This is a genomic window from uncultured Dokdonia sp. (assembly GCF_947492535.1).
GTDB lineage: Bacteria > Bacteroidota > Bacteroidia > Flavobacteriales > Flavobacteriaceae > Dokdonia.
In genome coordinates this window covers 61,097-88,056 of the sequence record NZ_CANLNH010000016.1, presented here as the reverse complement: position 1 = coordinate 88,056, position 26,960 = coordinate 61,097, and the positions used below count along the sequence as shown (strand labels likewise).

The following is a 26,960-nucleotide window of genomic DNA, read 5'->3' as shown; positions in this document are numbered from 1 at the left end:
ATACCTCATTATTAATTAGTATAGTAAGATGAAAAATAACACAAAAATTTATCGTGTTTACGTGTTCATAGTCGCTTTTATAATGTTGCCTAATTTAATTTTTAGCCAAACCTCTGAAGTTAAAACTTTAAAAAAGCAAAATATTGGAGGTGGGACTAATTGGAATTACTCGGAAGCAGTAAAAATATCTGATTATTCTGAATTATTATTTATAAGCGGACAAGTTCCAGTTACTATTGACGATAAAGTGCCTGATAATATTAAAGATCAATGTGATGTTGCCTGGTCAAACATTGAAGCTCAGTTAAAAAAGGCAGATATGACTTCGGAAAATCTCGTTAAAGTTACGTTTTTTGTATCTGACAGAAAATATCTACATGCAATAGGCCAATTAAGAGAACAAAAGCTCCTGAAAATAAAACCAGCTATGACTATCATAATAACTGGAATCTATAATCAAGATTGGTTGTTAGAAATTGAGGCTATTGCTGCTAAATAGTATGGCAGTATATAATAAATCACATAAATTATATTCACATTAAACTTTAATAAAATTCTTTGGAGTTAAAAAAAATTACACACTCAAAAGAAATTTTTTACTAATTATTTTTAAAAAAAACATGAAACTAATTAAAAAATATATGCTAATATCATTAATATTAATGATATCATTTCCTAGTTGTAATGATGACACGAATGCGTCTACTGATATTGAGATGGAAGATACAAGTAATTTTATAGAAATAGCTGTAGTTCATCATATATCAAGAGATGACAATGGAGGAAATGCAGTAATAAATAATGAGAGAGTAGCCCTTATGATGAGTTATTTGAATACTAATTTTAACGCTTGGGGTATTCGTTTTATAACAAAAGAAATAAATTTTCTTGATAATACTGAATGGAATATACAATTTGTCAAACAAGATGATTTTATAGAGCAACGTGTTCTAGAACCTTTTGAAGATCCAAATAGTTTAAATATTTTCTACTTTAATGAAATAGGGAATAGGGTAAATGGTGTAATTACAGGAACACTTGGTGCTACTGCATTGTTTCCTGATCAAGGAAATAATGTTAAGTTGAGTACTTCTGCATTTGTTACTGAAAATACCGCAACACTTACTCATGAAGTGGGTCATTATTTTGGATTATACCATACAAGTGATGATTTTACAGATGCTAATGGTAATTTAGAACTCGTTAATGGTTCAAATTGTGAAACTGCTGGAGACTTTATATGTGATACTCCAGCATCGCCAGATTTAAATGATTCTAATATAAATGAACCTACATGTAATTATGTGGGTACTGAAACAGATAGTAATGGTGATTTGTACACACCAGATACATTTAATTTTATGACACAATGGGCAGGAACAGATACTAATGGATTACTATGTAGACGTAGATTTTCTGATGGACAAGTAGAAAAAATGATAGACGTGTTAAATACCGAGAGGCCTTACTTGCAATAATCTTATATTTGAAAGAAATGTTTTGATATAGTTATGGAAGAAGTACTCTATGATGAGTTCGAATTAGAAGATGTAGAAATAGTAAGATTGGATGGATATGATAATTCAAATTATCTGGTTAAAAGCAAACTAGGAAAATATATTTTTAAAACGTATCCTAAGGAAGAAGAAATATATCATTTTGTCTTGGCAGAAAACGCATTGTTGGGACATCTTCAGTCTATTAATAATGAAAGCTACCCACAACCTATACCTTTTAAAGACACGTCATATGTAAAGGTGCTGCAACTTAATGGAAAAGATCATATCTGTAGAATGTTATCTTTTTTAGAAGGTGATTTTTTAGGAGATGCAAACCCTTCTGAAACAGTATATAGATCACTTGGAACTTTTCTAGCAAGACTAAATCTATCACTTCAAAATTTTTCAAATTATACGATTAAATCAAGAAAATGGGAATGGGATATTGCATCTCTGGATTTAAATACAAAATACATACAAGACATTCCAAATGCTAAAGATCGAAGTCTTGTAAATTATTTTTTTCAGCAATATGAAGTGAATGTGAGGCCTCTCTCTCAAAAATTAAGAAAACAGATCATTCATAATGATGCTAATGAATGGAATGTGTTAGTACAAAACAACGAGGTGTCTGGTATTATTGATTTTGGTGACGTAGCCTATTCCTATCTTATCAATGAATTGGCTGTTGCTATTACCTATGCATGTTATGATAAAGACGATCCGATAAAATGGGCTTGTTATGTTCTAGAAAGCTATCATCATATATTACCTATTCAAGAAATTGAAGTAGCCGTTTTATATTATCTCATTGCTTCAAGATTATGCATAAGTGTATGTAATTCTGCACATTCAAAAATAGTAAACCCAGACAACGCCTATGCTTCTGTAAGTGAGAAGTATGCATGGCAAATGCTATACCATTTATTAGAGATCAACCCCATCTATGCTGAAAATGAATTTAGAAAAGCGATTGAATTGCCTGTAAAACAACCTTTAGATATAAATGAGGTTATATACAAACGGAATAAACATATTAGCGTGATACTCTCTGTAAGTTATGACAAACCCATATACATGGTGAAATCCGCTTTTCAATATATGTATGATGCCTATGGGAACACTTTTTTAGATGCCTATAATAATATTCCGCATGTAGGGCATTCACATCCTAACGTAGTAATAGCTGGTCAAAAACAAATGGCTACCCTAAATACAAATACAAGATACCTTTATGATGGGCTTTCTCAATATGCAGAACGATTAGCTGCTAAATTCCCTACATCTTTAAATAAAGTATTTCTTGTAAACTCTGGAAGCGCTGCGAGTGATCTAGCTATTCGATTAGCGAAAGCGCATACGAAACGTAAAAAAATCATGGTGATGGAATCTGGCTATCATGGGAATACACAAGCCTCTATTGATATTAGTGATTATAAATTTAATAACCCAAAAGGGCAAGGTCAGAAAGAGTACATTATTAAGACACAAATTCCCAATTCGTATAATGGAAAATATACAAATGCAGTTAAAAATGTAGGTGAGCGATATGCAGAAGATGCAATAGAGCAAATTATAGCTGCAGAACATACGATAGCCGCATTTATATGTGAACCCATTGTAGGGTGTGCTGGTCAGATTCCTTTAGCCAAGGGCTATTTAAAACCAGTTTATAAGGCAATTAGAGCGCAAGGTGGTGTTTGTATAAGTGATGAGGTGCAAACAGGATTTGGACGTTTAGGAAACCATTTTTGGGGATATGAAGCACATGAGGTAGTACCTGATATTGTGATTATGGGAAAACCCATAGCAAATGGTCATCCAATGAGTGCTGTAATCTGTACAGATGAAATTGCGACATCTTTTGCCACTGGAGTAGAGTTTTTTAGTTCCTTTGGAGGGAATCCCGTTTCTTGTGCTATAGGAACAGCTGTCTTAGATGTCATAGAAGAAGAAGGGTTACAAGAAAATGCAAAAGAAGTAGGAACATATTATAAAAATTGTATTGAAGAATTACAAAAAAAGCATAAATGTATAGGGGATGTACGAGGATCAGGATTGTTTTTAGGTATTGAAATTGTATTTGAGAATACAACAAAACCAAACACAGAATTAGCAAGTGAGATTAAGAATACATTACGTGATCAAGGCATTTTAATAAGTACGGACGGTCCTTACAATAATGTATTAAAATCAAAACCTCCGTTATGTTTTACCAAAGAAAATGTAGATGCAGTCATACATGCCCTAGATGAAATATTACTCTCATAGTTTTTGAAGATTGTTAATTAGTTTATCTTGAATGAATTGTGTGATTTTGCTATTCCCAATCCTCTTTTATTTAGTGGTGTTTTAAATGGTTAAATTATAAGTAATCATACATGTTTTTTTTAGATTTATTAACAATTATTAATTAAAAATGTTAAATTGATTTTATTTTCATAATTAAAAACTTGTTTCAATTTTAAAATAGAACAAAAACCAATGATTCTATTTTAAGAAAAATTTAAGAGTATGTAGTTTTAATAAACTTAATTCTTTACTAATCAAAACTTTATTAAAATGAAAACAAATTTAAAATCAATTTTTCTTTTATTGACAGGTGTTACATTCTTTTTATTTAGCTGTGAGCGAGATGAAATTTCTATTGAAGAAGATGCAAATCTTGTAACAGAATCTTCACAAGAAGTAGTAGACAAATTCATACCTCAAGAACCCGTAACAGATCAAAAAAATACTAGACCTTATTAGAACTCTTGAAATCGATTCAGGCGATGTAACAAAAGGAGATTTCCATTTACCGGATGGGACTGTAGAACAACGTATTTACATTGGTCATGATATTACTATTACTGAAGCTGAATTACAAGCAATGCAGTTTATAGAAGATCAAAGTCGTCAATATCGAACTTTTAACTTAGTAACAGGTAATAATCGAACTATTGATATTTTAGGATATGTAAACAATGATCAATTTTCGCTTAATAATAATGAAAGAACAGCATTGCAATGGGCAGTTGATAATTATAATAGATTAAGTGGTGTGTCATTACAATTTAATCTAACGTATGGATCTAATTTTCAAGCAGCAGATATGGTAGTGTATGATATAACAGCAAATAGACCTGGTGAATCAGGTGGTGTAGCTGGTTTTCCAGATAGCTCAGGACGTGCATTTAAGTGGGTACAAATATTTGGTATAGGAAATGCACCTTTAAATACCATAGAGCATGTAATTGCACATGAAATAGGGCATTCAGTAGGCTTTAGACATACAGACTTCTTTAATAGAATTAGTTGTCCAGTGGGACCTCTTAGAGGAAATGAAGGTTCAGGATCTGATGGTGCTGTACATATTTCAGGAACACCAACTGGAAATGATTTTACATCTGTAATGAATGCGTGTGTTAGAGCTGGTACTGATGGAGAGTTTAATGGGAATGATATTACCGCACTTAGAAATATTTACTAGGCCAGTTTAGTATTTTTAAAAGTTATAATAAAACGCTTTCTGCTATTAAGGAAGCGTTTTTTGTATATGCTTTCGCGAAAGCGTTTAAAAAATGACTACGCTTGGAATCAATATTAAAATAAAAATACCAAGTTATCTATTTTGTATTTGCACAGATCTAAATAATAAGATGTTTTTAAGTTATTATAATATAACTTATGCCTGTTTGGGAGTATCAGTTTATTTTTATCTAAATAACTACTATTTATGAAAAATACAGTTAGAATAGTAATTAGTATGTATTCAAATAAAAAGTGACTATCTAAAAGTCTAGATAGTCACTTTTTATATTGAAAGGATTTTTAATTCCTTGATAATTATTTTTTTAAAGAATCAATAATTTCTACGATTATTCTTTAATCATTTTAAATGTGCCTACTTGGCCATTTGAAGTCACTTCAAGAATGTAAACTCCTGTTTTTAAATTAGAAACATCTATATTTGAGGTGGTTGAATTAACCGTTTGTGATTTAACCTTTTGTCCTAAAAGGTTATAGATGGAAATCTTTTCTACCGCTACCGTAGAGCTAATCGTTACTGCATTTTGAGTTGGATTAGGAAAGAAATTAAAATTTTCAAAAGTATTTTCTTCTATATTAAGAGCTTCACAATTTCCAAAATAGAATTGCGCTACTGTTTCTATGAGGACATTATCGAGATTTTGTAATTCTATTCGTTCAAGAGGTTCTTCTGTTGTAAAACCAACAAATTGTGCAACATTACTTGCATCAAAAGTAATAGTTTCTAATAATCCTGATGTTATTCCAAATATTCTAATATCGATAAGACCTTCTCCTATTGGAGAGTACAAATCAAACCCTACACTAGTTACTGAAGTATCTGCTGTGAAATTTACAATTGTAGATGAAAAAAAATTGTCTGATGATACTCCTGGATCTTCAATCCCAAAAAATGGACCACTATTAATAAATATCATTGTAGCTCCAACATCAGCTCCACTATTTGTAAATACAACATCTTCTTGTATTTCTCCAGATGGAAAGCATTCGTCACCCGCAGCACTTATAGCGATTCCGCACCCTTCAAAATCCTCGTTAGGACCTCCAGCAAAATCTTCAAAAGTTAAAAACTCCCCATTGGCGCAGTTCGCAAGATATTCTTCTTTAGTTGCAAATAATGTTATATTTTCAGGTTGATTGTTAAGTGTATTTCTACTAATTGAAGATGTTGGACTCTCCAAATTATGCAAGCCATTCTCTATATATTCTGAAGCTGTTGTTGGTTGTTGTCCAAATGCTGTTAAGGCAGTTAAAGATGCCAAAAGTGTAATTTTTTTCATAATTGTAGTTTATTTGTAGGATAATATAAGTGATTGTTAGGCTCTTTATTTTAGTTTTAGAATTGTAAGCCTAGAAATTATTTTCTAAAAACATATAGTATACTATGTGATTAAAATTAGATAAGAAATTTACTGTCGTGAAAGTGTTTGTGTGAAATAATTCATACAAAACAATTGAAATCATGGTTTTTTAAGTAAAAAACCATGATTTCAATTGAAATAAAAATAACATGCTAAAAGTATAATAGATGCAATAGATATTTTGACTATTTATTGTATTGAATTTGATACACGAATGATCGTAAGGTAAATTAATTTGAAAAGTGCATTCAATTTTTTATTATATGTAATACCGTTACATCTATTTTAATTCAAAGGGAATGAGCATATATCATTTTCCGATTTATTAAAGGATAAATTATCTTTATTCATAATTTATTGATTTAATAAAATGGTAAGACAACTACTTATATTTTTTCTAATAGTAACCTCTACGAATTGCTTACAGGCTCAAGCACCTTATAATGGGACTATTTTTTTTGATCCAGATATTATTACTTCAGAAGATCCCTCTGCAATTTTAAGTACTACATATATAGGACAAGATGTTGTGGTGATGTTTGATAGAAGAGTAAATGATTGGGTAACCGTGAATGCTTTTTTGTTTGATGTAGTTTGGGATGATGGATTAACAAGTGTTGCTCAAGTTAATAGTGAGTTTGGTAGTGTCGCTAATGCTATTATTGAAGCAGAAAAATATGCATTTTTAATTGGACAATTGCCTACAGCTTTGAGAGTAGATGTAGATGAAATATGGATTCATCAAGGAACAGAACTTTTTGGAGGAGGAAATAATTCTATACTCATTCATACTGGACAAACTGTTCTATATGAAAACGATGGAATCCTTGAAGAAACATTAATACATGAGGCTAGTCATACATCACTAGATGCAACACATGCAGCATCTAACGGATGGATAAATGCTCAAAATTTAGATGATGAATTTATTTCTACCTATGCGGAAGCAAACCCAACCACAGAAGATATTGCTGAGAGTTTTTTGACATGGTTGGCTGCCAGGTATCGTGCTGATGTGATTTCCAGTCAAGATTATAATACCATTACTCAAACAATTCCCAACAGGTTAAGTTATTTTGATGCTATTGGTTTTGATCTATATCCATTTGACTCTGCGTTGAGTGTCGAAAATTTTGAATCAGAAAATTTGAAAGTATATCCAAATCCAAGTAGTACATACATTCAAATCGAAACAAATGGATTAATAGTTCAAGACATTAAATTGTATACGATATTTGGTCAGGATTATACATCTTACATTAGGCTTGAAGATACTAAAATTGATATTTCCAGCTTATCAGTAGGTGTATACTTTTTAAAGTTGAATGGCAAAACTCATAAAATAATAAAGAACTAATTACTTTTCTTTACATACTTAGTAACAATTACTACTTGTTGTCCATTGATTTTTCCTTCAATATGTTCAGCATTATCATGTACTAATGTAATGTTACGCATAAAAGCGCCTCTTTTTGCGGTGAAGTTAGCACCTTTTACATCCAGATCTTTTATAAGAACTACACTATCTCCATGAGATAGTCGTGCGCCATTGGCATCTTTATGGATAATAGTATGTTCGTCTTCTTCAATATGTTCTCCTGTTGCTTCTGCCCATGCTTGTACTTCTTCTTCTAGGTACATCATATCTAGTAAGTCTTGTGGCCAGCCTTCTTTTTTAAGTCTATGAAGCATACGCCAAGCAATTACCTTTACAGCATCTACTTCACTCCACATACTATCATTCAGACATCTCCAGTGATTAGAATTCATCGCATCTGAATTTTCTATTTGAGTAGTGCAATTAGCACATATAAGAATTTGTTCTTCTTTAGGAGCAACTGTGTAGGGATGTAATCCTTCATCACTTCCACATAGTTCACAAACGGTACTTCTTTTTTGGAGTTCTCTTAGGGTATTCATTTGGATTATACTATTTGCTTGCGAAGAAACAAAAAAATAAGATGTTTTTTGCTATTTACGGTAAAACCGTAAGTGTCTGTTTTTCAATTGTTTTTGTGTATATTTAAGTATTATTAATCTTAAAAACATATTGCTATGTTAAAAAACATATTGCTATGTTAAAAAACATTTCAAAGTTAGGAACATCTTTAACAAAAACAAAACAAAAATCTATTCTCGGAGGCTTTGGAGGCTCAGGCGGATTTTGCTGTGAATGGTGCTCTGATGGCACGTGTCTTGATTATGTAGACTCTCCATTTACACCCTGTCCATTTGCGGCACCATGTCCTAATTAATAATTAAAAAAGCGGGTGAATCCCGCTTTTTCTTTTTTTAATAATTTACTTTCTACTTTTCTCCAAATCATAAATAGCTCTTCCCAATTGTGCTAAAAATGGAATGCCTACAGTATCATATTCATACGTATCGTCATTAAAAATACCATTTTCATTCACAAGTATAGTAGCAGAAAGTAAAAACTGGATTCCTTCTTTTTCATCCACAACATAGGCAGTTTCGGTGAGTGTACCATACGCATATCCTACCTTATTATATATTTTAATGTGATCTGGAATCATATCTTTTGTGTCTCCATACATGAAGAACTTTACATAGCTGTCATAATATGTTTCGGGATCATAGGTTGCATTTCGCGGAAGCGTATACATCGATTTTTGAATACGTACTTTATCTGTATAGGAAATATCAAAACGCTCGTCTTTGTCAAATTGATCTTCAAAAAACAAACGTTTCATGAGTTCGTGTTGCGATTGTAATGGAAAATAGTTTTTCTCAGAAAAATCAAATGCAGTTTGGATAAGATTTCCATCTTTAATGTATCCTTTGCCTTTCTGTTGATTTTTAATAGAGACTTTTTTGATGGATTGATCTTTGAGTCCTTCTAAGGCAATAACGTCTCCCTCGTAGGAAGGAAAGAACTTGATGGTACCTCTCTCAGGAATAGCAGCATTTCCTGTAGAAAGGCGATGCGCGATACGGGTAGGAGATAGGTCTAATTCCTTAAGTCGTTTGTTTATATAATCTCTTCCTAGCATATCATATAATCTATTATAAGCTTCATTATCGCTCACGGCAAAAATTTGACGTATGTCGCCTGCAACACTATGTAATACAGAATCTCGTGTAGATATGTAAGGGGTATCTATATGAAGTTCGGGATGCTTGTTTACATATTCTGCAGCGAGCAACGTGATAGGAAGTTTCACAGTACTCGCTGGATAGAAATAGTGTTTTTTGTTTTCTTGAAACTCATAATCTTTAAAGGTAATAAGACCTTTATCAGTAGTATCTATTTGCGTATATAGAATTTGTACTTCATGATTTTCTATACTATCCATCACTTTTTGAATGGCTGGATGGTCAGATACTAATACAGTATCTATAGGTGTCGTACAAGAACCTAAAAATAAACCACTTGCAATGATGATAAAAATATGAATACGCATTTTTAAAAATACTAATTTTTAAAATGCAATACGTCTATTTACCTTCTTAAGTATGTTTTTCCATTTTTGAGTTTTTTCTTAGGACGTATCTTAAAATAAAAGGGTAGTGAAATCCCATCCCCATTTTTAATTACAAGATGCAGGTGTGGTCTTGTTGAATAACCTGTATGTCCAGATTTACCAATATATTGCCCTTGTTGTATTACGTCACCTATTTCTACATCGGCACCATTATAATCTAAATGTGAATACTGTGCAAGCGTACCATCATCGTGAAGAATAAGAATTTCATTACCTTTTTCTCTAAAATCAGGCCCTCCATGCTCTTTAAATTTTTCAACTTTATTTACAACAATACCACTTCTTGCTGCATGTATAAGGGAACCAATTGGCATTTTAAAATCTACAGCATATCTAGATCCTGGTAAATTATGACTAAATGAATTATTAAATGTTTGAATAACTTCATACTTGGTTCCTTTAGCATAGGGTAATTCATATAAAAATGTATTATCATGTACAGCTCTGGGGTTTGCTCTAGTAAAGCTATAATTCACAAAATCTTTCAATACAACTGTTGAGGTATCTTTGAGGACATGCAAAGGAATGATAGCAATAGGAAATAAAGAATCCTTAGGTTGCATCACAGTTACATCATATTGATGCGTACTATAATCTATAGAATCTCGTTTTAATTCTTTATACCAAATAGGAATAACAGAAGTATTCTTAACTCCAATATATAGGGAATCATTTTTATACTTTTTGATGGTATCTATTTGTTGTCCAAAACAATAGAAGGAAATAAAGAATACAAATAAAACAAAGCGTATCATAGTTTTCTTTTAAAGACAAAAACTAAGATACGCTTTGTTGCTTTTTTATAAAATATTATAAGCTAACTTCTGCAAGTTCTTTTAATGGAATTTGATTGTGAAGTAGATCTTCAAAGGTTTCTCTTTTACGTATTAAATGAGCCTCTTCATCTTTCCAAAGTACTTCAGCAGGACGATAGCGGCTATTGTAATTGCTAGCCATAGTAAAGCAATAAGCACCTGCATTACTAAACGCTAGAATATCGCCTTCGCTTATCTCAGCAATACGTCTATTATTTGCAAATGTATCTGTCTCACAAATATATCCCACCACACTATAAAAGCGTTCACGTCCATTTGGATTACTGATATTATGAATCTCATGACGACTTCCATATAGCATAGGGCGTATTAAGTGATTAAAACCACTATCAACTTGTGCAAAAACGGTAGAGGTTGTTTGTTTAACTACATTGACGTTCACCAAGAATTTTCCTGCTTCACTCACTAAGAATTTACCTGGTTCAAATGTTAACGTTAATGGTTTTCCATACGCTTTCGCGAAAGCGTTAAAACGTTTACCCAATTTATCACCTAACTCCTCTATGTTAGTCTCAATATCTCCAGCTTTGTATGGCACTTTAAATCCACTACCAAAATCTATAAAATCTAAATTTGGAAAGTGTTTTGCGGTATCAAAAAGAATTTCGGAAGCATGTAAAAACACATCAATATCTAAGATATCACTTCCTGTATGCATATGAATACCATTTATAGTCATGTTGGTATTTTCTACGATACGTAAGATATGAGGTACTTGATGAATGCTAATTCCAAATTTACTATCAATATGACCTACCGAAATATTAGTATTTCCTCCAGCCATCACATGCGGATTTATACGAATACAGACAGGAACATCTGGATATTTGGTTCCAAATTGTTCAAGTATTGATAAATTGTCAATATTGATTTGAACCCCCATTTTTGACACAGATTCAATTTCTTCTAAAGAGACTCCATTAGGGGTAAATATGATACGATCTGCTGGGCAACCTGAGGCTAAACCAAGCTGTACTTCTTGTATGGAAACAGTATCCAATCCTGCCCCTAAACCATGTATGTGTTGTAGTACAGAAATGTTGCTCAATGCCTTTACAGCGTAGTTTAAACGCAATTGTTTGACATTTTTAAACGCAGAAGTTAAACGTTTATATTGCCTAGTAATTGTTTCAGCATTATACACATATACAGGACTATCATGTTCCTGGACTATTCGTAAAAGATCTTTGTTTGTCATAACAACATTTTTTTTGCCTACGAAATTAGTAGACTATTCTTAATGTGCAATGGCTAAAACATAAAAAGTTCAACAAGAAGGTTAAAATTTAGGATTTCAATAACAATTGTGCCCTTCTTTTGTAAATTTCGCACAAAATGTACAACGAATGATAGCCACATTGCCTATGTTTCCTCTTGAGTTGGTCGCCTTTCCAGGAGAAGAACTTCCGCTTCACATATTTGAACAGCGGTATAGACAATTAATAGAAGATTGTGAAGAAGAAAGGGTGACATTTGGAATACCTACTTATATCAATAAACGTTTAGAATACGGAACAGAAATGGAATTGCTCAAAGTAGTGAAACGTTACCCTACTGGAGCTAGTGATATTATTTGTAAAGGACTTCGTGTTTTTAAATTGGAAGATTTTTATAGCAGATTGGATGATAAGTTATACGCAGGAGGAACTGTTCAATTCATCGACCTTATTAACAATGGAACAGAACGTCTAAAAGAACAATTTGTACAGTTACTCACTTCATTTTATAATGAACTAGATATCCAAACCCCATCAATAAACATACAAACAATAACTACATATACCTTATCTCATAAAATGGGACTCACTTTGCCACAGGAATATGAATTATTGCAACTAACTTCAGAAAAGGAACGATATAATTATTTGATTCAACATCTCAATACCATATTACCAACAATACGGACTGTAAATAGGACTAAAGAAATTATAAAAATGAATGGACATTTTAAGAATTTTGATCCATTAGATTTTGAAGACTACTAAATTTTAGAGTATAAATGCTATTTTTTTAAACCAATTTTTATTCTTTTTGAGATAGTTTTAAATTAAATAGTAGACTACATGATCTTTTTTTCTATTTAGCACGTATATACTATAACTACGCTTAAGAACAGCAGTAAAACTCACCATTCATTTACTTATTTACTTGTAAAAAAGCTTTATAGAAAACCATGAAAAATAGCTTTTTTTATGGGTTTACCGTAAATTTTAATATAATTTATGTTAATTTTTTAAATTATTCGCATTGTTTTAGCATTTTGTTAGTATATTTACACTATTACTAATCAAAATATTTATCAAAATGAAAACAAATCTTAAATCAGTTTTTCTTTTAATGGCTGGGGCTATGTTAGTGTTCTCAAGCTGTGAACGTGACGAGGTTTCTACTGAAGACGATGCAAACCTTGTAAATGAAGTTACTGCTGCTGACATCGTAAACTCTGATGTCCATCCTAGAGATGCAGTTACTGATGAGAAAGTATTAGATCTTATCAAAGGCTTAGAAATCGATGCAGGAAACATCACAAAAGGGGATTTCCATTTACCAGATGGAACTATTGAGCAACGTATTTATATTGGAGACGATATCGTTGTAACTGTTGATCAATTAAGAGCAATGTCTACTATAGATAATCAACAAAAACAATATCGTACCTTTAATTTAGTGACAGGAAATAATCGTACCATCGATATTTTAGGGTATACAGGAAATGATCAGTTTGGACTTTCTAACAGAGGTCAAACAGCATTACAATGGGCTGTAAATAACTATAATCGTTTAAGTGGAGTTTCTTTAAATTTCAGGTTAACGTATGGAACAAATTTCAATGCAGCAGACATGGTTGTATATGACAACTCTACAAACAATAGTGGTTCTGGTGGAGTAGCAGGATTCCCAAATAGTTCAGGGCAGCCTAACAAGTTTATCCAGATTTATAATCTTGATAATTTCTCTACAAATGTAAATGAGCATGTAATTACTCATGAGATTGGACACTCTATTGGTTTCCGCCATTCAGATTGGTTTGATCGTTTAAGCTGTCCAACATCTTCTCAAGGAAACGAAGGACAAGGTTCTGATGGATCTGTACATATCCCAGGTACTCCAACAGGTAGAGATTTAACGTCTATAATGCAAGCATGTTTTAGCTCTAATGAAGATGGAGAGTTTAACAATAATGACATTACAGCACTTCGCTTTATGTATTAAAAATAGTTTATTTTAAAGTTGAAATACTTTATTTAGTTTAAACGAAAACGCTTCCTTATCCCCCAGGAAGCGTTTTTTATTTCAATCTTTTATTTCCTCTCGACCGTCTGCATGTATTGCAAAACGACCTTTTTCTTTAGCATGTGTATGATCATGCGTTGGCCATGGCCATCCTCCAAACTCTGTTTGTCGATATTCTTGAATAGCATCATTAATCTCCTGATAACTATTCATCACAAATGGCCCTTGATTTGCCACAGGTTCTCCAATAGGTTTTCCTTGAATAAATAGAAAAGACCCAGTTTGATTTCCATTTTGAATCGTAATTTCTTCATCAGAAACCAAATCTAATCCATGTGCTTTTGGTATTTGATATCCTTCGGTAGCAATTTCATGACCTTCATAAAAATAAAGTGTCCTATTGAGATTTGATAACCCTTTGGGGATTGACCAAGTTGCATTAGGAGCCAATGTAACCAACCAAATCTCAACACCATTTTCTTTTTGAGCAGCCCAACTATCTGGCGCAGGTGCTAGTGCTTCCGTATCTTGATACGAACCCGCAATGACTTTCACTTTTATATCATTGCTATTTTCATCTTGATGAGAGACAATAGGAATCTCCTCATTCCAGAGCATTTTATAATGAGGGGCTACCATTTTACTCGCTCTCGGAAGATTTAACCATAATTGGAATAGTAACAACGGGTTTTCTCCCTCTTGATTTAATAATGGAAACATCTCACTATGTTGCACGCCTTTTCCAGCGGTCATCCATTGTACATCTCCTTCTCCAAAACGACCTGCAGCTCCTAATGAATCACTATGATCTGCAAGACCTCTTTCTACAACAGTAATCGTTTCAAACCCTCTATGCGGGTGTGCAGGAAAACCTGGAACCGTAGTACCATGATACATATTCCATCCATCTTTTCCGTGGAAATCCATACCTATGTTACGCCCTGCAAGTGAAGCATCAGGGCCTAATTGATCATTTCCTTTCGGGTAGTTGTCTAAATGATACGCACAAAATAAAAAAGGGTCTTGTGTTTCCCATTGTGCGCCTAATTGTCTGATTTTTTTTATTGCTTTCATAGTTGTCATTCCCGTGAAGATGGGAATCTTATAATTCATATTCTATAAGTGATCTTAGTATTTTAAACATACTAATTTATCCATGATATATTCCTGTATACGCTTTCGTACTTCGACTATGCTCAGTATAAACTTCTACCTCACTAAGTTCGTTGAAAGCGTACGCATAAACACTCCAGATTAGTCGTATTTAGTATATCTTTTTTACAGTCTTAGTAGCGAGCTCCTTGGCTGATATTTGCAGAAGATTTTTGAATAAAATCACGTATATCCTCATTTGCCTGAATCAAATCTTCATTACGTAAATACATCATATGTCCGCTGCGATATCCTTTAAAACTAAGACGATCAGAAAGCTTACCTGAAGCATTAAGTTGCCACATCACATACTTTGCATTAAAGTAGGTAGTTGCACCATCAAAATAACCACTTTGAATCATAACGTGTAGATTTTTATTAACCCCCATTGCTTCTCGTAAACTAGCTCCCGTATTATTATTCGTACGATCCCAAGGACGCACAGGACCAAACATATTATAACTCAAATCTGTTTTAAGGTCAAGTTCTTGCTGGTAATAATAATTAATAGCGGGCGTAAAGGCATGTAACCATGCTGTGAGTTCGCTATTGTAATCTGGACGATCCCCAGCCTCTTTTACATCCAACCCTTTATAACGAGAATCCAAACGACCTATGGTAAGTCCGTCGCGATCCCTAAGAAGATCTTTCCAGAAATACGCTTTAGGAACTTCTAGATTATGCTGTCTAATCGTACGCTCTGATAAACCAGAATAATAGGCCATTTTTTTGACCACCGCTTCTTTTCTGGCAGGATCTATATACCCTGTATTGACCATCACAGGAAGCAATTCATTTACAGCATAGGCTTCACTTTCAGCAAGTACTTCAGTTAAGTCCTTGCTTTGTAATGCAGGAGGTAATGCTTTGTGATACCATGCCGCCGCTGTAAAATACGGAAGACGATTTGCCACTTCTACAGGACCATCAAATTCAAATCCAATTTCGGTAGGAGATACTAAAATCACCCCATTAATATACATCCATTTTCTATTTTGAAGTGCTGCTGCAAGACCAGATACACGCGTAGTTCCATAGCTTTCTCCAATAAGATATTTTGGCGAACGCCAACGGTTTACTCTCGTTACAAATGTATTTACCCAATCAGCGAGATATTTAATATCTGCATTTACTCCAAAGAACATTTTTTTGTCTGGCATTTTCCCATCTTTTCCAGGTAGCATACGACTATAGCCTGTATTGACAGGGTTTACAAAAACAATATCAGCCACATCCAAAATAGAATTTGGATTGCTCTTTATGCCATACGGTTGTACTGGAAATCCTTCATCATCTATTTTTAAAATACGAGGTCCTGTATACGCAATATGCATCCATACAGAAGCAGATCCTGGACCGCCATTAAAAGAGATCACTAAAGGTCTGTTTTCATCGTTTTTTATATCGCTACGTTTGTAATAGGTATACAGTAGCGAGGCTACAGGATTTCCTTCATCATCCCATACTGGTTGAAAACCAGCCGTAGCACTATATGGAATTGTTTTTCCTTTGATGGTTGTTGTATGATTCGTGACCACCGTTTCATCTACAGGAACGCGTACTTGTTGTGACATCATCTCTTTAGACATCATCTTATCTTGTGCATAGGACGTCATGCATAAAAGACTAACTAATACAAATAGGGATCGTGTTTTTCTCATGTTTATTCATTTTTACCTCCGTGAAGACGGAGGTCTTGTTGTTGTTTATTCATAATATGGTTAGAAGCGTTTTCACACCTTCCTCAATCCTTCCTTCCTAGGAGGGAAGTTTCTTCTCATTCCTACTACTTCGCTTTGCTTATGATAAATTCAGGTGAGAATCTAGTTATTGCTTTCGCGAAAGCAGAAATCTTGTTATTGTTTGGTTAATGTATTTAGTTCTTCTATTTTTTCAATAATAATTTTTTCAGATGTATATACAGATTCCCCCATAAAGTATTCATAAGCGATATCATGAATTAAATCATATGCTTTTGAATAGTATTCGTTAGAATGTACTTTCGGAAAGTTTTCGTGCGAACTCCATTCTTTAATAAAATGAGATATATACCATATACCTTCTGCAATTTCTCTATTTAATTCAGAATCATTTTTAGTGTTCTGATATTCTTTATGAGCTTCTTTAAGTAAATTGATAAACGAATTATGATTCCAAGAAATACCTGTTCTTAATTCTAGTAAAAATGAGCCTTCCTCTGCAATTAATTCACCTTTTAAATCCATGCCATAGTATTATTAACTAAAATCATTAATTTCAATGATTTGTATTCCTTCGAATCTAAAGATTGATTTTCCTTGCATTTCAAGTATAGTTCCTTCTTTTAATCCATTAGGTAAATCAATAGCTAGCGTTCCAGTATAATCAATATCAATTGTTATACTCTCATTTTCTTGTATAGCATTTATTATTTTTTGTTCTCTATTACTGAAATATGACGTTGCTTTTTCTGCTTGTATTTTAAATTCATCAATTCCGTTTGTAACTAAGTCAACAGTTTCATTCGTACTATTTTTAAATATAACATTTGGAGACAGGTTCTTTAGCATTCCTTCCACATCAAAACCGTTATATGCAGTCATATAACTTTTGATAACCTCTAGTTTTTGTTTATCTACATTACTCATGTCTCACTATTTTATGATGATTCAGAAATACGTATTGCATTATTTTGAGTTCAAGCTTAAACGCTAACGACTAATAGCCAATAGCTATTTTTCAAACCTCCTTCACCCTTACTTCGACAGGTGTCACACTGAGCTTGTCTAAGTGCTCAGCACAGGCCTTCTTAGGGGGGAGTTATTACCTCTCTGTCCTTTGGACATCTCTCCCAAAGGGAGAGAAACAAATTCGAGAGTCCTTTTTATTCCCCCTTCGGGGGTTAGGGGGCTTACTGATGCCCTACATGACATCCGCATCCAGGTATTGTAAAACTATTACTCTGCTCATGCCAAGGGAAGGCTTCGCTTTGCTTGGTGTTTTCCCACCAGAATTCTCCACGCTCTTTAGCCGTATTTCCGACTTCATTCATGGTTGATGTATCATATAGGCGACCATTCACCATGGTATGCGTTACCTGTTCTGTATCTCTAATATTCTCAAGAGGATTCCCATCAATGATAATCAAATCGGCAAGTTTACCTACTTTCAACGAACCAATTTCATCACCTGCGCCGATATACTCAGCACCGTTAATTGTAGCAGCTTGTAGTGCTTGTAAATTGGTCATCCCACCTTGTTGTAACATCCACGTTTCCCAGTGCGCTCCAAGTCCTTGTAACTGACCATGTGCGCCCATATTTACTTTTACACCTTTATTTGCTAAAGCCGTTACCGTTTCAGACGTTAAGATATGACCGTTTTTATATTCCTCATCAGGTATCATGGTACGGTGACGTGCTCTGGAATCTACCAACGTGCGTGGTGTATACTTTAACAGCTTTTCATTTTCCCACACCTGATCATTTTGATAGAAATAGAATTCTCCATTTACACCTCCATAATTTACGATAAGTGTTGGTGTATACCCTGTATCACTTGCACTCCATAATTCTAGTACGTCTTTATACACAGGTGCTACTGGAATATTATGCTCTACCCCTGTATGTCCGTCCATAATCATGGTCATATTGGTATAGAATGTAGATCCACCTTCAGGTACGACATTAATTCCTAATTCGCGAGCCGCTTGCATCACTTGCTGACGTTGCTCACGTCGTGGTTGGTTATAACTCTTTACTGATTTTGCACCAAAAGCTTTCGTACGACGGATCGCTGATCGGGCATCGTCTATGTTATTAATCACAGCTTTAAAATCACCATCAGCGCCATACAGGATAAAACCCGTAGAGTAGAGGCGAGGCCCTACCATATCACCGCTTTTTAAAAGTTCACTTAACGTGAAAATCGTCTCTGTATTCGCACTTGGGTCATGTGAGGTCGTGACTCCAAACGCAAGATTGGCATAAAATGGCCAATGTTTTTGAGAAGGTAATCCATAGCGGAAAGCCCCTACGTGGGCATGTGCATCTACCATCCCTGGCATAATGGTCTTTCCTGAAACGTCAATTGTTTTCGCGCCAGCGGGAATAGAAACATTTTGCCCAATCGTCGTGATTTTATTATCCGTAACGACAATCGTTCCGTTTTCAATTACTTCATCTCCTTCCATGGTGATGATACGTGCATTGGTAAATGCAGTAACGCCTGAAGGTTTATCTGTTTTCGCTTTAAGCGAAATAGGAATTCCCGTTACATCCATTTCTGGTACTTTCTCTGGCGATCCAGCTAAGAATGTAAATCTGTTTTTGAGTTCGTTAGAGAAATACTGATCGCCCAATGTCCACATCACTTTCTGGCTGTTAGGTGACCAATGTAAGTTGATCCCTGCATCTTTTGCAATCTGAGATACGGGAACATATTTCGAATTGTTATCCAAATCAATTTTTTGCCCATTCATCACTAAAGGCGCTACAAAAGCCTTGTGAAGATTGGTATAGGCAATCCATTTGTTATCTGGACTCGGTACCAATCTGTTAGCATATTTTGAGGTCACGTGTGTACGTTCGTCTTTTCCATCAAGGTTTACAGAAATCAAACTCTTGGTAAGGTTTCCAAAATACGTACCTCCTGTTTGTAAAAATATACGTTTCCCATCGGCGCTATACATAGGATATTCTCCGTTTTGCGTAATAAGTTTCGGCTGTTGTCCTTGCGTTAAGGTATAGATTCCTGGTTTTTTAGCAAATGCCAATCCCTGATCTGTGTTACGTGGCTCTTTACGATAGATGATGCTATTATACGCTTTCGCGAAAGCGGGCGTCCTATAAATCCCTTTTTCTGAGGTGAGCTTCTGTGAGGTACCACCGTTGATAGAAATCGTGCGAATGCTTCCGTAGTTTTCATCATTCCATGTTACATACACAAGACGTTGTCCATCTGCCGAAAAAGAAGGTTCAAATTCAAAATCTTCGTTTTGAGCCGTAATACGTTGTGGTGTTCCGTTTGGTAATGCTTTTTTGTATAATTTTCCAAGTGCGCTAAAAACAAGTGTCTTACCATCAGGAGACGTTGTGGCATGTCTGATCACTTTCACATCAAACTCCTCGGGAGCGACAGGGGATTTAAAATGCACCGTTTCTGCAATTTGAAGCGTTACATCGGCTGTAAATGGAATCACACTATGATTGTAATTTTTGATATTGACTTTATTGATTTTCCCACCTGACCAGAATACGAGTTCTTCGTTATTAGGCATCCAATCAAAGTTAGGATACACGCCAAAAATCGCCCAAGCCTCCTGCTGATCTTTATTTAGCGCATCATATACAGGCCATTCTTCGCCCGTGGTTAAATCATGAATATATAATACTGATTTGGTGCGAACACGCTTGATAAATGCTAACAATTTCCCATCTGGTGACACTGTAGGGCGTGCAGCACCTCCAGGACCATTGGTGAGGGTTTGGATTTTTCCATCCTCAAAATGATAGCGTTGAATTACATAAATCTGCTTGTTTGGATCTTTGTTGTATTGGAAGAATCCGCCTGGATATACATCTTCACTATAATATAAATATTTTCCATCAGGCGAAACCGAAGGCTCATTCACATCCTGCTGATCGTTTTTACGTTTGGTGAGTTGTAAACCGCTACCACCTGTATGATGATACTGCCACATCTCCCCAGCACCTAAGGAACGCCCAGATGTAAAGTGCTTACGCGCAATCAAATATTGTCCATCGGCTGTCCAAGTGGCATTATTTAGGAGTCGAAAGTTTTCTTTGGTGACTTGTTTAGCATTACTACCATCTGCATTCATCACCCAAATATTATCACCTCCGCCTGCATCACTTGTAAATGAGATTTTCGTTCCGTCAGGAGAGAATCGCGGTTGTACTTCAAAGGGAATTCCTGTACGGAGTGGATTGGCTTTTCCGCCAGTGATAGGCATGGTGTAAATATCTCCCATGAGATCAAACACCACCGTCTTCCCATCAGGACTAACATCCAGATTCATCCAAGTCCCTTCATCGGTGGTAAAGGAATGTGGTTGGTAGTTAAAACCATCTCCGGGGTTGGCAACATCCCATTTGGCTTCTTTAGCGTCTTTGTCTTTTTTGTTTTTCTTCTTTTTCTTTTGTGCCGTTGCCGGAATTGCAAGTGTTAACGCAATACATGCAATGATGAGTTTTTTGGTCATTATGGTTGCTTTCATGATATAAAAATGAATGACATTTATTAGGGGTAGCCCTCATTCCTGTTTCTCCCAGAGGGAGAAATGATGGATGGTATCTCCATTCATTTTTAGATAAAACTAATAAGTTTCTAAGGTACGGAATTGGGTAGGGTAGGAATGTTAAAGAGGTGTTAAGGGGAGTATCAGTGAAGAGCTGTATTATTTGTGTAATACAAAAGCCCTAACTATCTGTAGCTAGGACTTTTTAATATATATAAGGCTATGTCTATAGTATCTAACTCGTAGGTGGTACAACAGAAGGATCATCCATCACATATACAGCAGTTGCCGCACTACCTTGTTCGGCATCACTATTTATGGTTTTCGCGGAAGCTGTATTATTGCCTTTAATGGTATTATAAGCATCTTCTACCGTTTTTCGATACACGAAATTTGGGTTGTCTGCGGCATGTATTAAAAAGCAACGCGATTTGTTAGGTGCATTTTTACCTTTATTAGGACCGTTGTAATAGGTGCAATTTGTATAGAGTTGCGGTCCGTTTTGATTTGCAGTAAGTATATTAAGCGTGGTTCCTCGTATGTATTGATAGGTGAGATCGCCTCCTGAATTTTCTGTTGGGAAGGCTTTGTTACTTTTTTCTATCATGTAAATAGAAGAGATAATACCGGTACGATCATGACCATTACAACAATGGATATAATACATCACAGGTAAGGTTACTTCTGTATATGGCACTTTAAAGTTCTGTTGTGTGTTGACCATTTTGTATAACTGCTGTGCATGAGCAAGATCATAATTGTCTTCGCCTGGTTGTACTTGCCAGAGATACATGTGTGCATAGATGCTACCATCTTTTATAGCGGTAGGTGTTGTTAAAGGATCGGCAGGATATGACGTTGTAGAATTCGGTAGATTATTATCTATGATCTCTTTTACATTGGTGCCTGCTTTAATTTGTTTTTGTATTGCTTCTTGAGTACTCTGACTACCATAGGATCCAATACTAGAGGCTATTTCATAGGTTTCTGAAGCTTCACTTAAGAGTGCTACTTCGCATAAAACATATTCTCCGATATTAGGAAACGGTTTATAAGTAGTCACACCTTTGGCTTGAAACTCATATTGCTCCTTCATATAATTATGTAGGGTTGTAAAATCAATAGGTTGATCATGTCCTGCTAAAGGAGAGTTTCCTCTAAAAAGCATATTACCGGTTGTGCTCACATCGAGCAAGTATACCATCTGTTTATTTAATGTTTCAGGACCAGCTCCTGTATTACCTGTAGGCGGTACTATAGGTAAGGTACCACTATTTCCAGAGGTAGGAAGAATAGTTGAACCTTGTTGTTCCCAATAGGTAGTTCCGGATAGTTTAAAAGTGATGGTAAAAGAAGCTGTCTTTAGTTCGGTACTTTTTGGATGAGGTATATCATGGTAATATTCTATCTCCACATGGGCGGTAGAGTAAGGTTCTGTATTGTACACATAAAAAGTAACAGCTGTTGGAGCGGTAGTGTTGCTACCGCCAGTGGCTTCTACAGTATTTACGTGTGCTCCTCCTTCTGTTAAAGAGAAGTAACCAGCTGCTTGATTGGTTATTGTTGCACTTTTGATTTTTACGCCGGGCGCAAGTAGGTATTGCCTACTTAAAGGTTTTGTTGTTGACATGGGGTCATGTTTTAGTGGTTCGTAATAAAGAGATTACAGCTATATACATAGCTATATATCAATTGTTTTCTTTATCTAAATATCGAAATTGATCTTAAAACTCAGAGAGAAAATAGCATGAGAGGCGTAATCTTTAGAATGGGAACGAAATTTTATGGTATGAGTTTTTGATAACTAACTGACAGTGAAATAAACTAAGTTATCTGAAAATGACTACAATAAGTTAATTGTCATTAGCCTCTTGTCGAAAGGCTCTTAATAAGAAAAACTTCGACAAGCTCAGTTTGACAATGTGTAGTCATTTCGACAGAGCGAGGAACGAGTGACGAGAAATCACATAACAGTGAGTTCTTAGAAATTGAAATTGAATAGAGCCACTTGTGGGATTTCTCGGCGCTACGCTTTGTCGAAATGACTTGACAAGTTTTATTTAAAATAAAAACTACCTCCCAGTAGCTTCTATTCTTTCTAGTAACAAGGTTGCTTTAGCAATATATCCAAAATCACTAGCGGTACTTTTTTTAGCAGCTTCTAGGCATCGTGTTGCGTATGCTTTTGCTGTTTTGATATCGTTGAGTTGTAATGCCAATTCGCCTCTGTAATACACATACCAAAAAGCACCCGGACGTAATTCGATGGCTTTATCAAACCAAGTAACCGCTTTATCTAGATCTTTTCCTTTAAGATAGTAAAATTGCGCTGCATCAAAATAGGTTGCTGCTGTAACCTCTCCTGTTGCGTTGGTGATTTTGGTTTCAATTTCTGAAAAGATAGCCTTGTCAGAATCTACAAAAACTGGGATTTTTATTTTGGTATTTTCCCATGCAATGATCAAATCACCACCATTGGTATTGAAGTTTTCAAAATGGATAGTAAAGGTTTCTAGCGTATTTTCTAAAGGAATAGAAGGAACTTTAAAACGTACGAGATCTTCTGATGCATCATATCCACCAGCGCCCCAACGTTTGCTATTTTTACTTAAAATGATGGTCCATTCTTTTTGTGATGGAATACTATATAATCCATAAGTTCCTGCAGGAACTGCATTGCCTGCAAACGTAACGTCTGTATCTACGGTAATCTTTGTAGAGGCATTCGCACCCGTACGCCAGAGTTTATTATAAGGTATCAATCCACCAAAAATGGTTCTTCCTTGTTTGTTTGGTTGTCCGTATTCTAGGGTAAAATTAGCAAGCCCCACCTGTTGTTGTGTAACAACTTTAGGACTTAAACTTGGTTTTGTGATTTGTGCAGTACTAGTTATTGAAACAGCCAATAGGATGGTGCAAACAATCGTTTTGATGGTATTCATAAGTGTTTTTTTAAAGAATAAACGTATGTATTAATCTCTGGAGATAGTGTATACAACCCCATTTTTGATGGTATGTCGTATGCTTTGCGTATTCCTAATGTTTTCTAGCGGATTTTTTTCTAATATCACCAAATCTGCTTTATTACCTACAGCAATACCGTAACCATCTTTCTGTAAAAATTGGCTTCCATTGTATCCAGAAGTTTGTAAGGCTTGTAACGGCGTTAAACCAGCTTGTACCATTTGTTCTAGTTCTTTATGAAGCGATGGTCCTGGATATGTGTACGAGTTGTAGGCTCCACAATCAGACCCAGCCAAGAGTTGCACGCCTGCATCGTGTAAGGATTTCGTGAGTTTGATAAAGAATGTTTGCAGTTCTTTTCGGTCTTTTTTCGCTTTCGCGGAAGCGTTTATAGCCCTTTTATTACGGCCTTCATACGTTTTGATAAAGGCATCTTCCAAATGTGAAAGATAAGTGTCTTGTGAATGATCTACTTCATCCAAATAGCTTAATACATCTCCAATATGAAGCGTAGGCGTGACAAATGTATTGCTTGCTTTTAGACGCGCAAACGTTTGTTGTGCAGTGGTCTCATCATAGGTCGCAATGAGTTGTTCCATACTTCCCCAAAAACCAAGCGAGCCATCAATAATCTGTTGGGTAATTTCTGTTTCCTGAGAAGAGCAGCCTTTTAAGACATAATATAAATGCTCAATATTGTCCAGACCAGCGTCAATAGCTTCCTGTAATTCGACGGTAAAAGGCATATGTCCAGAAGTGATCATATCACGCGTTTCTGCTGTTTTGATAATATCCAGGTATTGCTTTCGCGAAAGCGTACTATCGTAAATTTTCACATAATCAGTGTGTAGGGATTGTAAAGAGTCTAATGCATCGTTAATACTTTCTTGAGAATCTACAGGAAGTGAACCTTCCCAACGGGCATTCGGACCGTCTAGTTTAGGGCCAGATGTATAAATGGTAGGACCCATGCGTTCATTTGCTTGAATTTCTTGATTCCATTGTTGTACTTGAGGTGTGAGATCACCACCTGCATCACGTACAGTAGTGATTCCATAGTTGATGTACTGTTCTAAGAACTTCTCGTTTTGATTGATAAGTTGTTCGCCTCCGCGAAAATGTACGTGGTTATCCCAAAAGCCAGGTAATACATAATTTCCTGTCGCATTGATAGTGTGTTCAGCGATATCTTTTTCGAGATCAGTTGGCTCGATTGCTGCAATGGTATCCGCTTTTATAAAAAGGGTATGTGGTGTATCCCATAACGTTCCTGTTTCATCAATGATGTTTGCATTTACAATAGCGACTTCATAAAGAGGTTCTATGTGTACCTTTTGCTGACAAGAAATCAAGATAAATACTGAAATTAGATAATAATATATTCTCATAACTTCTCTTGTTTATATACTTTTCCATTTTTCATGACAAAGGTGACGTTTCTCATTACAGTAATATCTTTGGTAGGATCACCAGGAACGGCAATGAGATCTGCCCAGAATCCTTCTTTGATAATTCCTAATTTATCCAAATGGAATACGTTTGCATTGATAGACGTCGCTGCTTTTAAGGTTTGTATGGGTGTCATCCCATATTCAACCATAAGTTCGAGTTCGCGATAGTTTTCTCCATGGGTATACACACCAACATCACCTCCAAAACCAATCGTTACACCCGATTGTAATGCGAGTGCGAATGTTTTTTTCTTGGTACGAATGCGGTCTGGATCTGGATCAATTCCTTTTCGCCAACCTTTATAACGCGTAATGGCATCTCCTGCAGCGAGTGTAGGATAGAAGGCGACTCCTTTTTCTTTCATGAGTTTGAAGGTTTCTAAGGTGCCTCCATCTCCGTGCTCAATAGTTTCGACACCAGCGAGAATGGCTCTTTTCATTCCTTCAGGCGTACCTGCATGTGCTACAGCATATCTTCCGGCACTTTCTGCTGCAGCAATCATAGCGTCTAATTCTTCTTGTAAAAAAGTGGCTTGCGAAGGTTCTCCAGAGCGCCAACGATAGTCGGCATAAATTTTTATGAAATCAGCCCCGTTTCCTATTTGTCTACGCACGGCTTTGATGACTTCGGTGGTACCACTAGCAGTTTCAGCCCCAAGAGGAACAGTAACCCCTTCGTGAAATCCTTTGGGGCCATAGGCTCCCGTAGCGACAATAGCAGGTCCTGCAACCAGTAAACGCGGACCAGGAATAATCCCTTCATCAATCATTTTCTTTAGATATACATCACTATATCCAGCGCCTTCAGAACCTAAATCTCGCATAGTGGTTATACCTGCCAATAAGGAGTTTTTTGCATGAACGGTAGCTCGTATCGCTCTCTCTGTATGGGATTCTTTAAGTACTTGATCATTCCAGTTGATTTCATTATATGGGTGTAATAACAAATGGGAATGCCCTTCTATAAGTCCAGGCATTAGCGTCATTCCTTCGAGCGGAATTCTAAAATAACGATCTGTTTCAGCAGTTGAAACACCTGCATAGGTAATGATACTATCGGTTACGACGACCACCCAATCTTTATGAAGGGTTTCTCCATCAAAAACGGCATCTGGTTGTAGGGTGGTTTGTGCACAGAGTTGTGTGAGGTATAATGTTAGTAGTAAGCATCCTATTTTTTTCATCTGT

Annotated in this window: 23 protein-coding genes; 9 read left to right on the top strand and 14 right to left on the bottom strand. The window is 35.4% G+C overall.

Translation table 11 applies throughout. The features are described from left to right. Positions 1-28: 28 nt before the first annotated feature. From Q1A60_RS18110 to Q1A60_RS18090, 5 genes are all read left to right on the top strand, one after another. Positions 29-499, top strand: a complete 471-nt coding sequence (locus Q1A60_RS18110; protein WP_089372381.1) for a RidA family protein — start codon at positions 29-31, stop codon at positions 497-499. A gap of 121 nt (positions 500-620) precedes the next feature. Then, positions 621-1,478 carry a M43 family zinc metalloprotease gene (locus Q1A60_RS18105; RefSeq protein ID WP_089372380.1) on the top strand — a complete coding sequence of 286 codons (858 nt, stop codon included), beginning with the start codon at positions 621-623 and terminating at the stop codon, positions 1,476-1,478. A 33-nt stretch (positions 1,479-1,511) separates the two neighbouring features. Beyond that, positions 1,512-3,770, top strand: a complete 2,259-nt coding sequence (locus tag Q1A60_RS18100) for an aminotransferase class III-fold pyridoxal phosphate-dependent enzyme (protein WP_299767719.1) — start codon at positions 1,512-1,514, stop codon at positions 3,768-3,770. Between the two features lie 291 nt (positions 3,771-4,061). Next, the gene (locus Q1A60_RS18095; RefSeq protein WP_299767718.1) at positions 4,062-4,250 is read left to right on the top strand and encodes a hypothetical protein; all 189 of its coding nucleotides are present in this window, start codon (positions 4,062-4,064) and stop codon (positions 4,248-4,250) included. Next, positions 4,225-4,971, top strand: coding sequence for a M57 family metalloprotease (locus Q1A60_RS18090; protein WP_363322599.1), 747 nt, complete (start codon positions 4,225-4,227; stop codon positions 4,969-4,971). The genes Q1A60_RS18095 and Q1A60_RS18090 overlap by 26 nt, the downstream gene beginning before the upstream one ends. Positions 4,972-5,359: 388 nt before the next feature. Here the strand turns inward: Q1A60_RS18090 and Q1A60_RS18085 are convergent, their stop codons facing one another. After that, on the bottom strand, positions 5,360-6,310 hold the full coding sequence (locus tag Q1A60_RS18085) for a T9SS type A sorting domain-containing protein (RefSeq protein ID WP_299767717.1): 951 nt from the start codon (positions 6,308-6,310) through the stop codon (positions 5,360-5,362). Positions 6,311-6,761: 451 nt separating this feature from the next. Here Q1A60_RS18085 and Q1A60_RS18080 point away from each other — a divergent pair, with 451 nt between their 5' ends. Beyond that, positions 6,762-7,748, top strand: a complete 987-nt coding sequence (locus Q1A60_RS18080) for a T9SS type A sorting domain-containing protein (RefSeq protein ID WP_299767716.1) — start codon at positions 6,762-6,764, stop codon at positions 7,746-7,748. Here Q1A60_RS18080 and Q1A60_RS18075 read toward each other — a convergent pair. Continuing rightward, entirely contained in the window at positions 7,745-8,311 is a 567-nt protein-coding gene (locus tag Q1A60_RS18075) for an alkylphosphonate utilization protein (RefSeq protein WP_299767715.1), read from the bottom strand. The genes Q1A60_RS18080 and Q1A60_RS18075 overlap by 4 nt on opposite strands. 155 nt (positions 8,312-8,466) lie before the next feature. Between Q1A60_RS18075 and Q1A60_RS18070 the strand changes: the two genes are divergently transcribed. Continuing rightward, on the top strand, positions 8,467-8,646 hold the full coding sequence (locus Q1A60_RS18070) for a hypothetical protein (RefSeq protein ID WP_299767714.1): 180 nt from the start codon (positions 8,467-8,469) through the stop codon (positions 8,644-8,646). Between the two features lie 45 nt (positions 8,647-8,691). Here the strand turns inward: Q1A60_RS18070 and Q1A60_RS18065 are convergent, their stop codons facing one another. Genes Q1A60_RS18065 through lysA form a run of 3 tightly spaced genes read right to left on the bottom strand, consistent with a single transcriptional unit; the run spans position 8,692 to position 11,931 of the window. Next, positions 8,692-9,816 carry a serine hydrolase gene (locus tag Q1A60_RS18065; protein WP_299767713.1) on the bottom strand — a complete coding sequence of 375 codons (1,125 nt, stop codon included), beginning with the start codon at positions 9,814-9,816 and terminating at the stop codon, positions 8,692-8,694. A 38-nt stretch (positions 9,817-9,854) separates the two neighbouring features. Next, the gene (locus tag Q1A60_RS18060; protein WP_299767712.1) at positions 9,855-10,652 is read right to left on the bottom strand and encodes a M23 family metallopeptidase; all 798 of its coding nucleotides are present in this window, start codon (positions 10,650-10,652) and stop codon (positions 9,855-9,857) included. Between the two features lie 55 nt (positions 10,653-10,707). After that, positions 10,708-11,931 (bottom strand): diaminopimelate decarboxylase, encoded by a 1,224-nt coding sequence (gene lysA, locus Q1A60_RS18055; protein ID WP_299767711.1) that lies wholly within the window; start codon positions 11,929-11,931, stop codon positions 10,708-10,710. A 148-nt stretch (positions 11,932-12,079) separates the two neighbouring features. On the opposite strand from lysA, the gene Q1A60_RS18050 reads away from it, so the two are divergent. Together Q1A60_RS18050 and Q1A60_RS18045 are read left to right on the top strand one after the other, a co-directional pair. After that, a complete protein-coding gene (locus Q1A60_RS18050; protein ID WP_299767710.1) occupies positions 12,080-12,718 on the top strand; it encodes an LON peptidase substrate-binding domain-containing protein in 639 nt (212 codons plus the stop codon). Between the two features lie 319 nt (positions 12,719-13,037). Further along, the gene (locus Q1A60_RS18045) at positions 13,038-13,946 is read left to right on the top strand and encodes a M57 family metalloprotease (protein WP_299767709.1); all 909 of its coding nucleotides are present in this window, start codon (positions 13,038-13,040) and stop codon (positions 13,944-13,946) included. An 81-nt stretch (positions 13,947-14,027) separates the two neighbouring features. Here Q1A60_RS18045 and Q1A60_RS18040 read toward each other — a convergent pair whose 3' ends face one another. The 9 genes from Q1A60_RS18040 to Q1A60_RS18000 all read right to left on the bottom strand — a co-directional run bounded on the left by Q1A60_RS18040 (position 14,028) and on the right by Q1A60_RS18000 (position 26,956). Then, the gene (locus Q1A60_RS18040) at positions 14,028-15,041 is read right to left on the bottom strand and encodes a pirin family protein (RefSeq protein ID WP_299767708.1); all 1,014 of its coding nucleotides are present in this window, start codon (positions 15,039-15,041) and stop codon (positions 14,028-14,030) included. A 212-nt stretch (positions 15,042-15,253) separates the two neighbouring features. Further along, positions 15,254-16,735 carry a carboxypeptidase gene (locus Q1A60_RS18035; protein ID WP_299767756.1) on the bottom strand — a complete coding sequence of 494 codons (1,482 nt, stop codon included), beginning with the start codon at positions 16,733-16,735 and terminating at the stop codon, positions 15,254-15,256. Between the two features lie 240 nt (positions 16,736-16,975). Next, complete coding sequence (locus tag Q1A60_RS18030; protein ID WP_299767707.1) at positions 16,976-17,344, bottom strand: hypothetical protein; 369 nt, start codon at positions 17,342-17,344, stop codon at positions 16,976-16,978. 12 nt (positions 17,345-17,356) lie between these two features. Further along, positions 17,357-17,746, bottom strand: coding sequence for a nuclear transport factor 2 family protein (locus Q1A60_RS18025; protein WP_299767706.1), 390 nt, complete (start codon positions 17,744-17,746; stop codon positions 17,357-17,359). A gap of 263 nt (positions 17,747-18,009) precedes the next feature. After that, entirely contained in the window at positions 18,010-21,336 is a 3,327-nt protein-coding gene (locus Q1A60_RS18020; protein WP_299767705.1) for an amidohydrolase family protein, read from the bottom strand. A 256-nt stretch (positions 21,337-21,592) separates the two neighbouring features. Beyond that, complete coding sequence (locus Q1A60_RS18015; protein WP_299767704.1) at positions 21,593-22,987, bottom strand: hypothetical protein; 1,395 nt, start codon at positions 22,985-22,987, stop codon at positions 21,593-21,595. Positions 22,988-23,429: 442 nt separating this feature from the next. Next, positions 23,430-24,299: a DUF2911 domain-containing protein gene (locus Q1A60_RS18010; RefSeq protein ID WP_299767703.1), complete on the bottom strand. Its 870-nt coding sequence runs from the start codon at positions 24,297-24,299 to the stop codon at positions 23,430-23,432. Between the two features lie 30 nt (positions 24,300-24,329). Next, positions 24,330-25,709: an amidohydrolase family protein gene (locus Q1A60_RS18005; protein WP_299767702.1), complete on the bottom strand. Its 1,380-nt coding sequence runs from the start codon at positions 25,707-25,709 to the stop codon at positions 24,330-24,332. Then, the gene (locus Q1A60_RS18000; protein WP_299767701.1) at positions 25,706-26,956 is read right to left on the bottom strand and encodes an amidohydrolase family protein; all 1,251 of its coding nucleotides are present in this window, start codon (positions 26,954-26,956) and stop codon (positions 25,706-25,708) included. The genes Q1A60_RS18005 and Q1A60_RS18000 overlap by 4 nt, the downstream gene beginning before the upstream one ends. Positions 26,957-26,960 lie beyond the last annotated feature (4 nt).

Bases quoted from the DNA above. Each gene is read 5' to 3' on its own strand.
- Q1A60_RS18050 (WP_299767710.1), top strand. From the start codon at position 12,080: ATGATAGCCACATTGCCTATGTTTCCTCTTGAGTTGGTCGCCTTTCCA.
- Q1A60_RS18095 (WP_299767718.1), top strand. From the start codon at position 4,062: ATGAAAACAAATTTAAAATCAATTTTTCTTTTATTGACAGGTGTTACA.
- Q1A60_RS18000 (WP_299767701.1), bottom strand. From the start codon at position 26,956: ATGAAAAAAATAGGATGCTTACTACTAACATTATACCTCACACAACTC.
- Q1A60_RS18085 (WP_299767717.1), bottom strand. From the start codon at position 6,310: ATGAAAAAAATTACACTTTTGGCATCTTTAACTGCCTTAACAGCATTT.
- Q1A60_RS18065 (WP_299767713.1), bottom strand. From the start codon at position 9,816: ATGCGTATTCATATTTTTATCATCATTGCAAGTGGTTTATTTTTAGGT.
- Q1A60_RS18020 (WP_299767705.1), bottom strand. From the start codon at position 21,336: ATGAAAGCAACCATAATGACCAAAAAACTCATCATTGCATGTATTGCG.
- Q1A60_RS18080 (WP_299767716.1), top strand. From the start codon at position 6,762: ATGGTAAGACAACTACTTATATTTTTTCTAATAGTAACCTCTACGAAT.
- Q1A60_RS18045 (WP_299767709.1), top strand. From the start codon at position 13,038: ATGAAAACAAATCTTAAATCAGTTTTTCTTTTAATGGCTGGGGCTATG.
- Q1A60_RS18030 (WP_299767707.1), bottom strand. From the start codon at position 17,344: ATGGATTTAAAAGGTGAATTAATTGCAGAGGAAGGCTCATTTTTACTA.
- Q1A60_RS18060 (WP_299767712.1), bottom strand. From the start codon at position 10,652: ATGATACGCTTTGTTTTATTTGTATTCTTTATTTCCTTCTATTGTTTT.
- Q1A60_RS18040 (WP_299767708.1), bottom strand. From the start codon at position 15,041: ATGAAAGCAATAAAAAAAATCAGACAATTAGGCGCACAATGGGAAACA.
- Q1A60_RS18005 (WP_299767702.1), bottom strand. From the start codon at position 25,709: ATGAGAATATATTATTATCTAATTTCAGTATTTATCTTGATTTCTTGT.
- lysA (WP_299767711.1), bottom strand. From the start codon at position 11,931: ATGACAAACAAAGATCTTTTACGAATAGTCCAGGAACATGATAGTCCT.
- Q1A60_RS18075 (WP_299767715.1), bottom strand. From the start codon at position 8,311: ATGAATACCCTAAGAGAACTCCAAAAAAGAAGTACCGTTTGTGAACTA.
- Q1A60_RS18100 (WP_299767719.1), top strand. From the start codon at position 1,512: ATGGAAGAAGTACTCTATGATGAGTTCGAATTAGAAGATGTAGAAATA.
- Q1A60_RS18015 (WP_299767704.1), bottom strand. From the start codon at position 22,987: ATGTCAACAACAAAACCTTTAAGTAGGCAATACCTACTTGCGCCCGGC.
- Q1A60_RS18025 (WP_299767706.1), bottom strand. From the start codon at position 17,746: ATGAGTAATGTAGATAAACAAAAACTAGAGGTTATCAAAAGTTATATG.
- Q1A60_RS18070 (WP_299767714.1), top strand. From the start codon at position 8,467: ATGTTAAAAAACATTTCAAAGTTAGGAACATCTTTAACAAAAACAAAA.
- Q1A60_RS18010 (WP_299767703.1), bottom strand. From the start codon at position 24,299: ATGAATACCATCAAAACGATTGTTTGCACCATCCTATTGGCTGTTTCA.
- Q1A60_RS18105 (WP_089372380.1), top strand. From the start codon at position 621: ATGAAACTAATTAAAAAATATATGCTAATATCATTAATATTAATGATA.
- Q1A60_RS18035 (WP_299767756.1), bottom strand. From the start codon at position 16,735: ATGACGTCCTATGCACAAGATAAGATGATGTCTAAAGAGATGATGTCA.
- Q1A60_RS18110 (WP_089372381.1), top strand. From the start codon at position 29: ATGAAAAATAACACAAAAATTTATCGTGTTTACGTGTTCATAGTCGCT.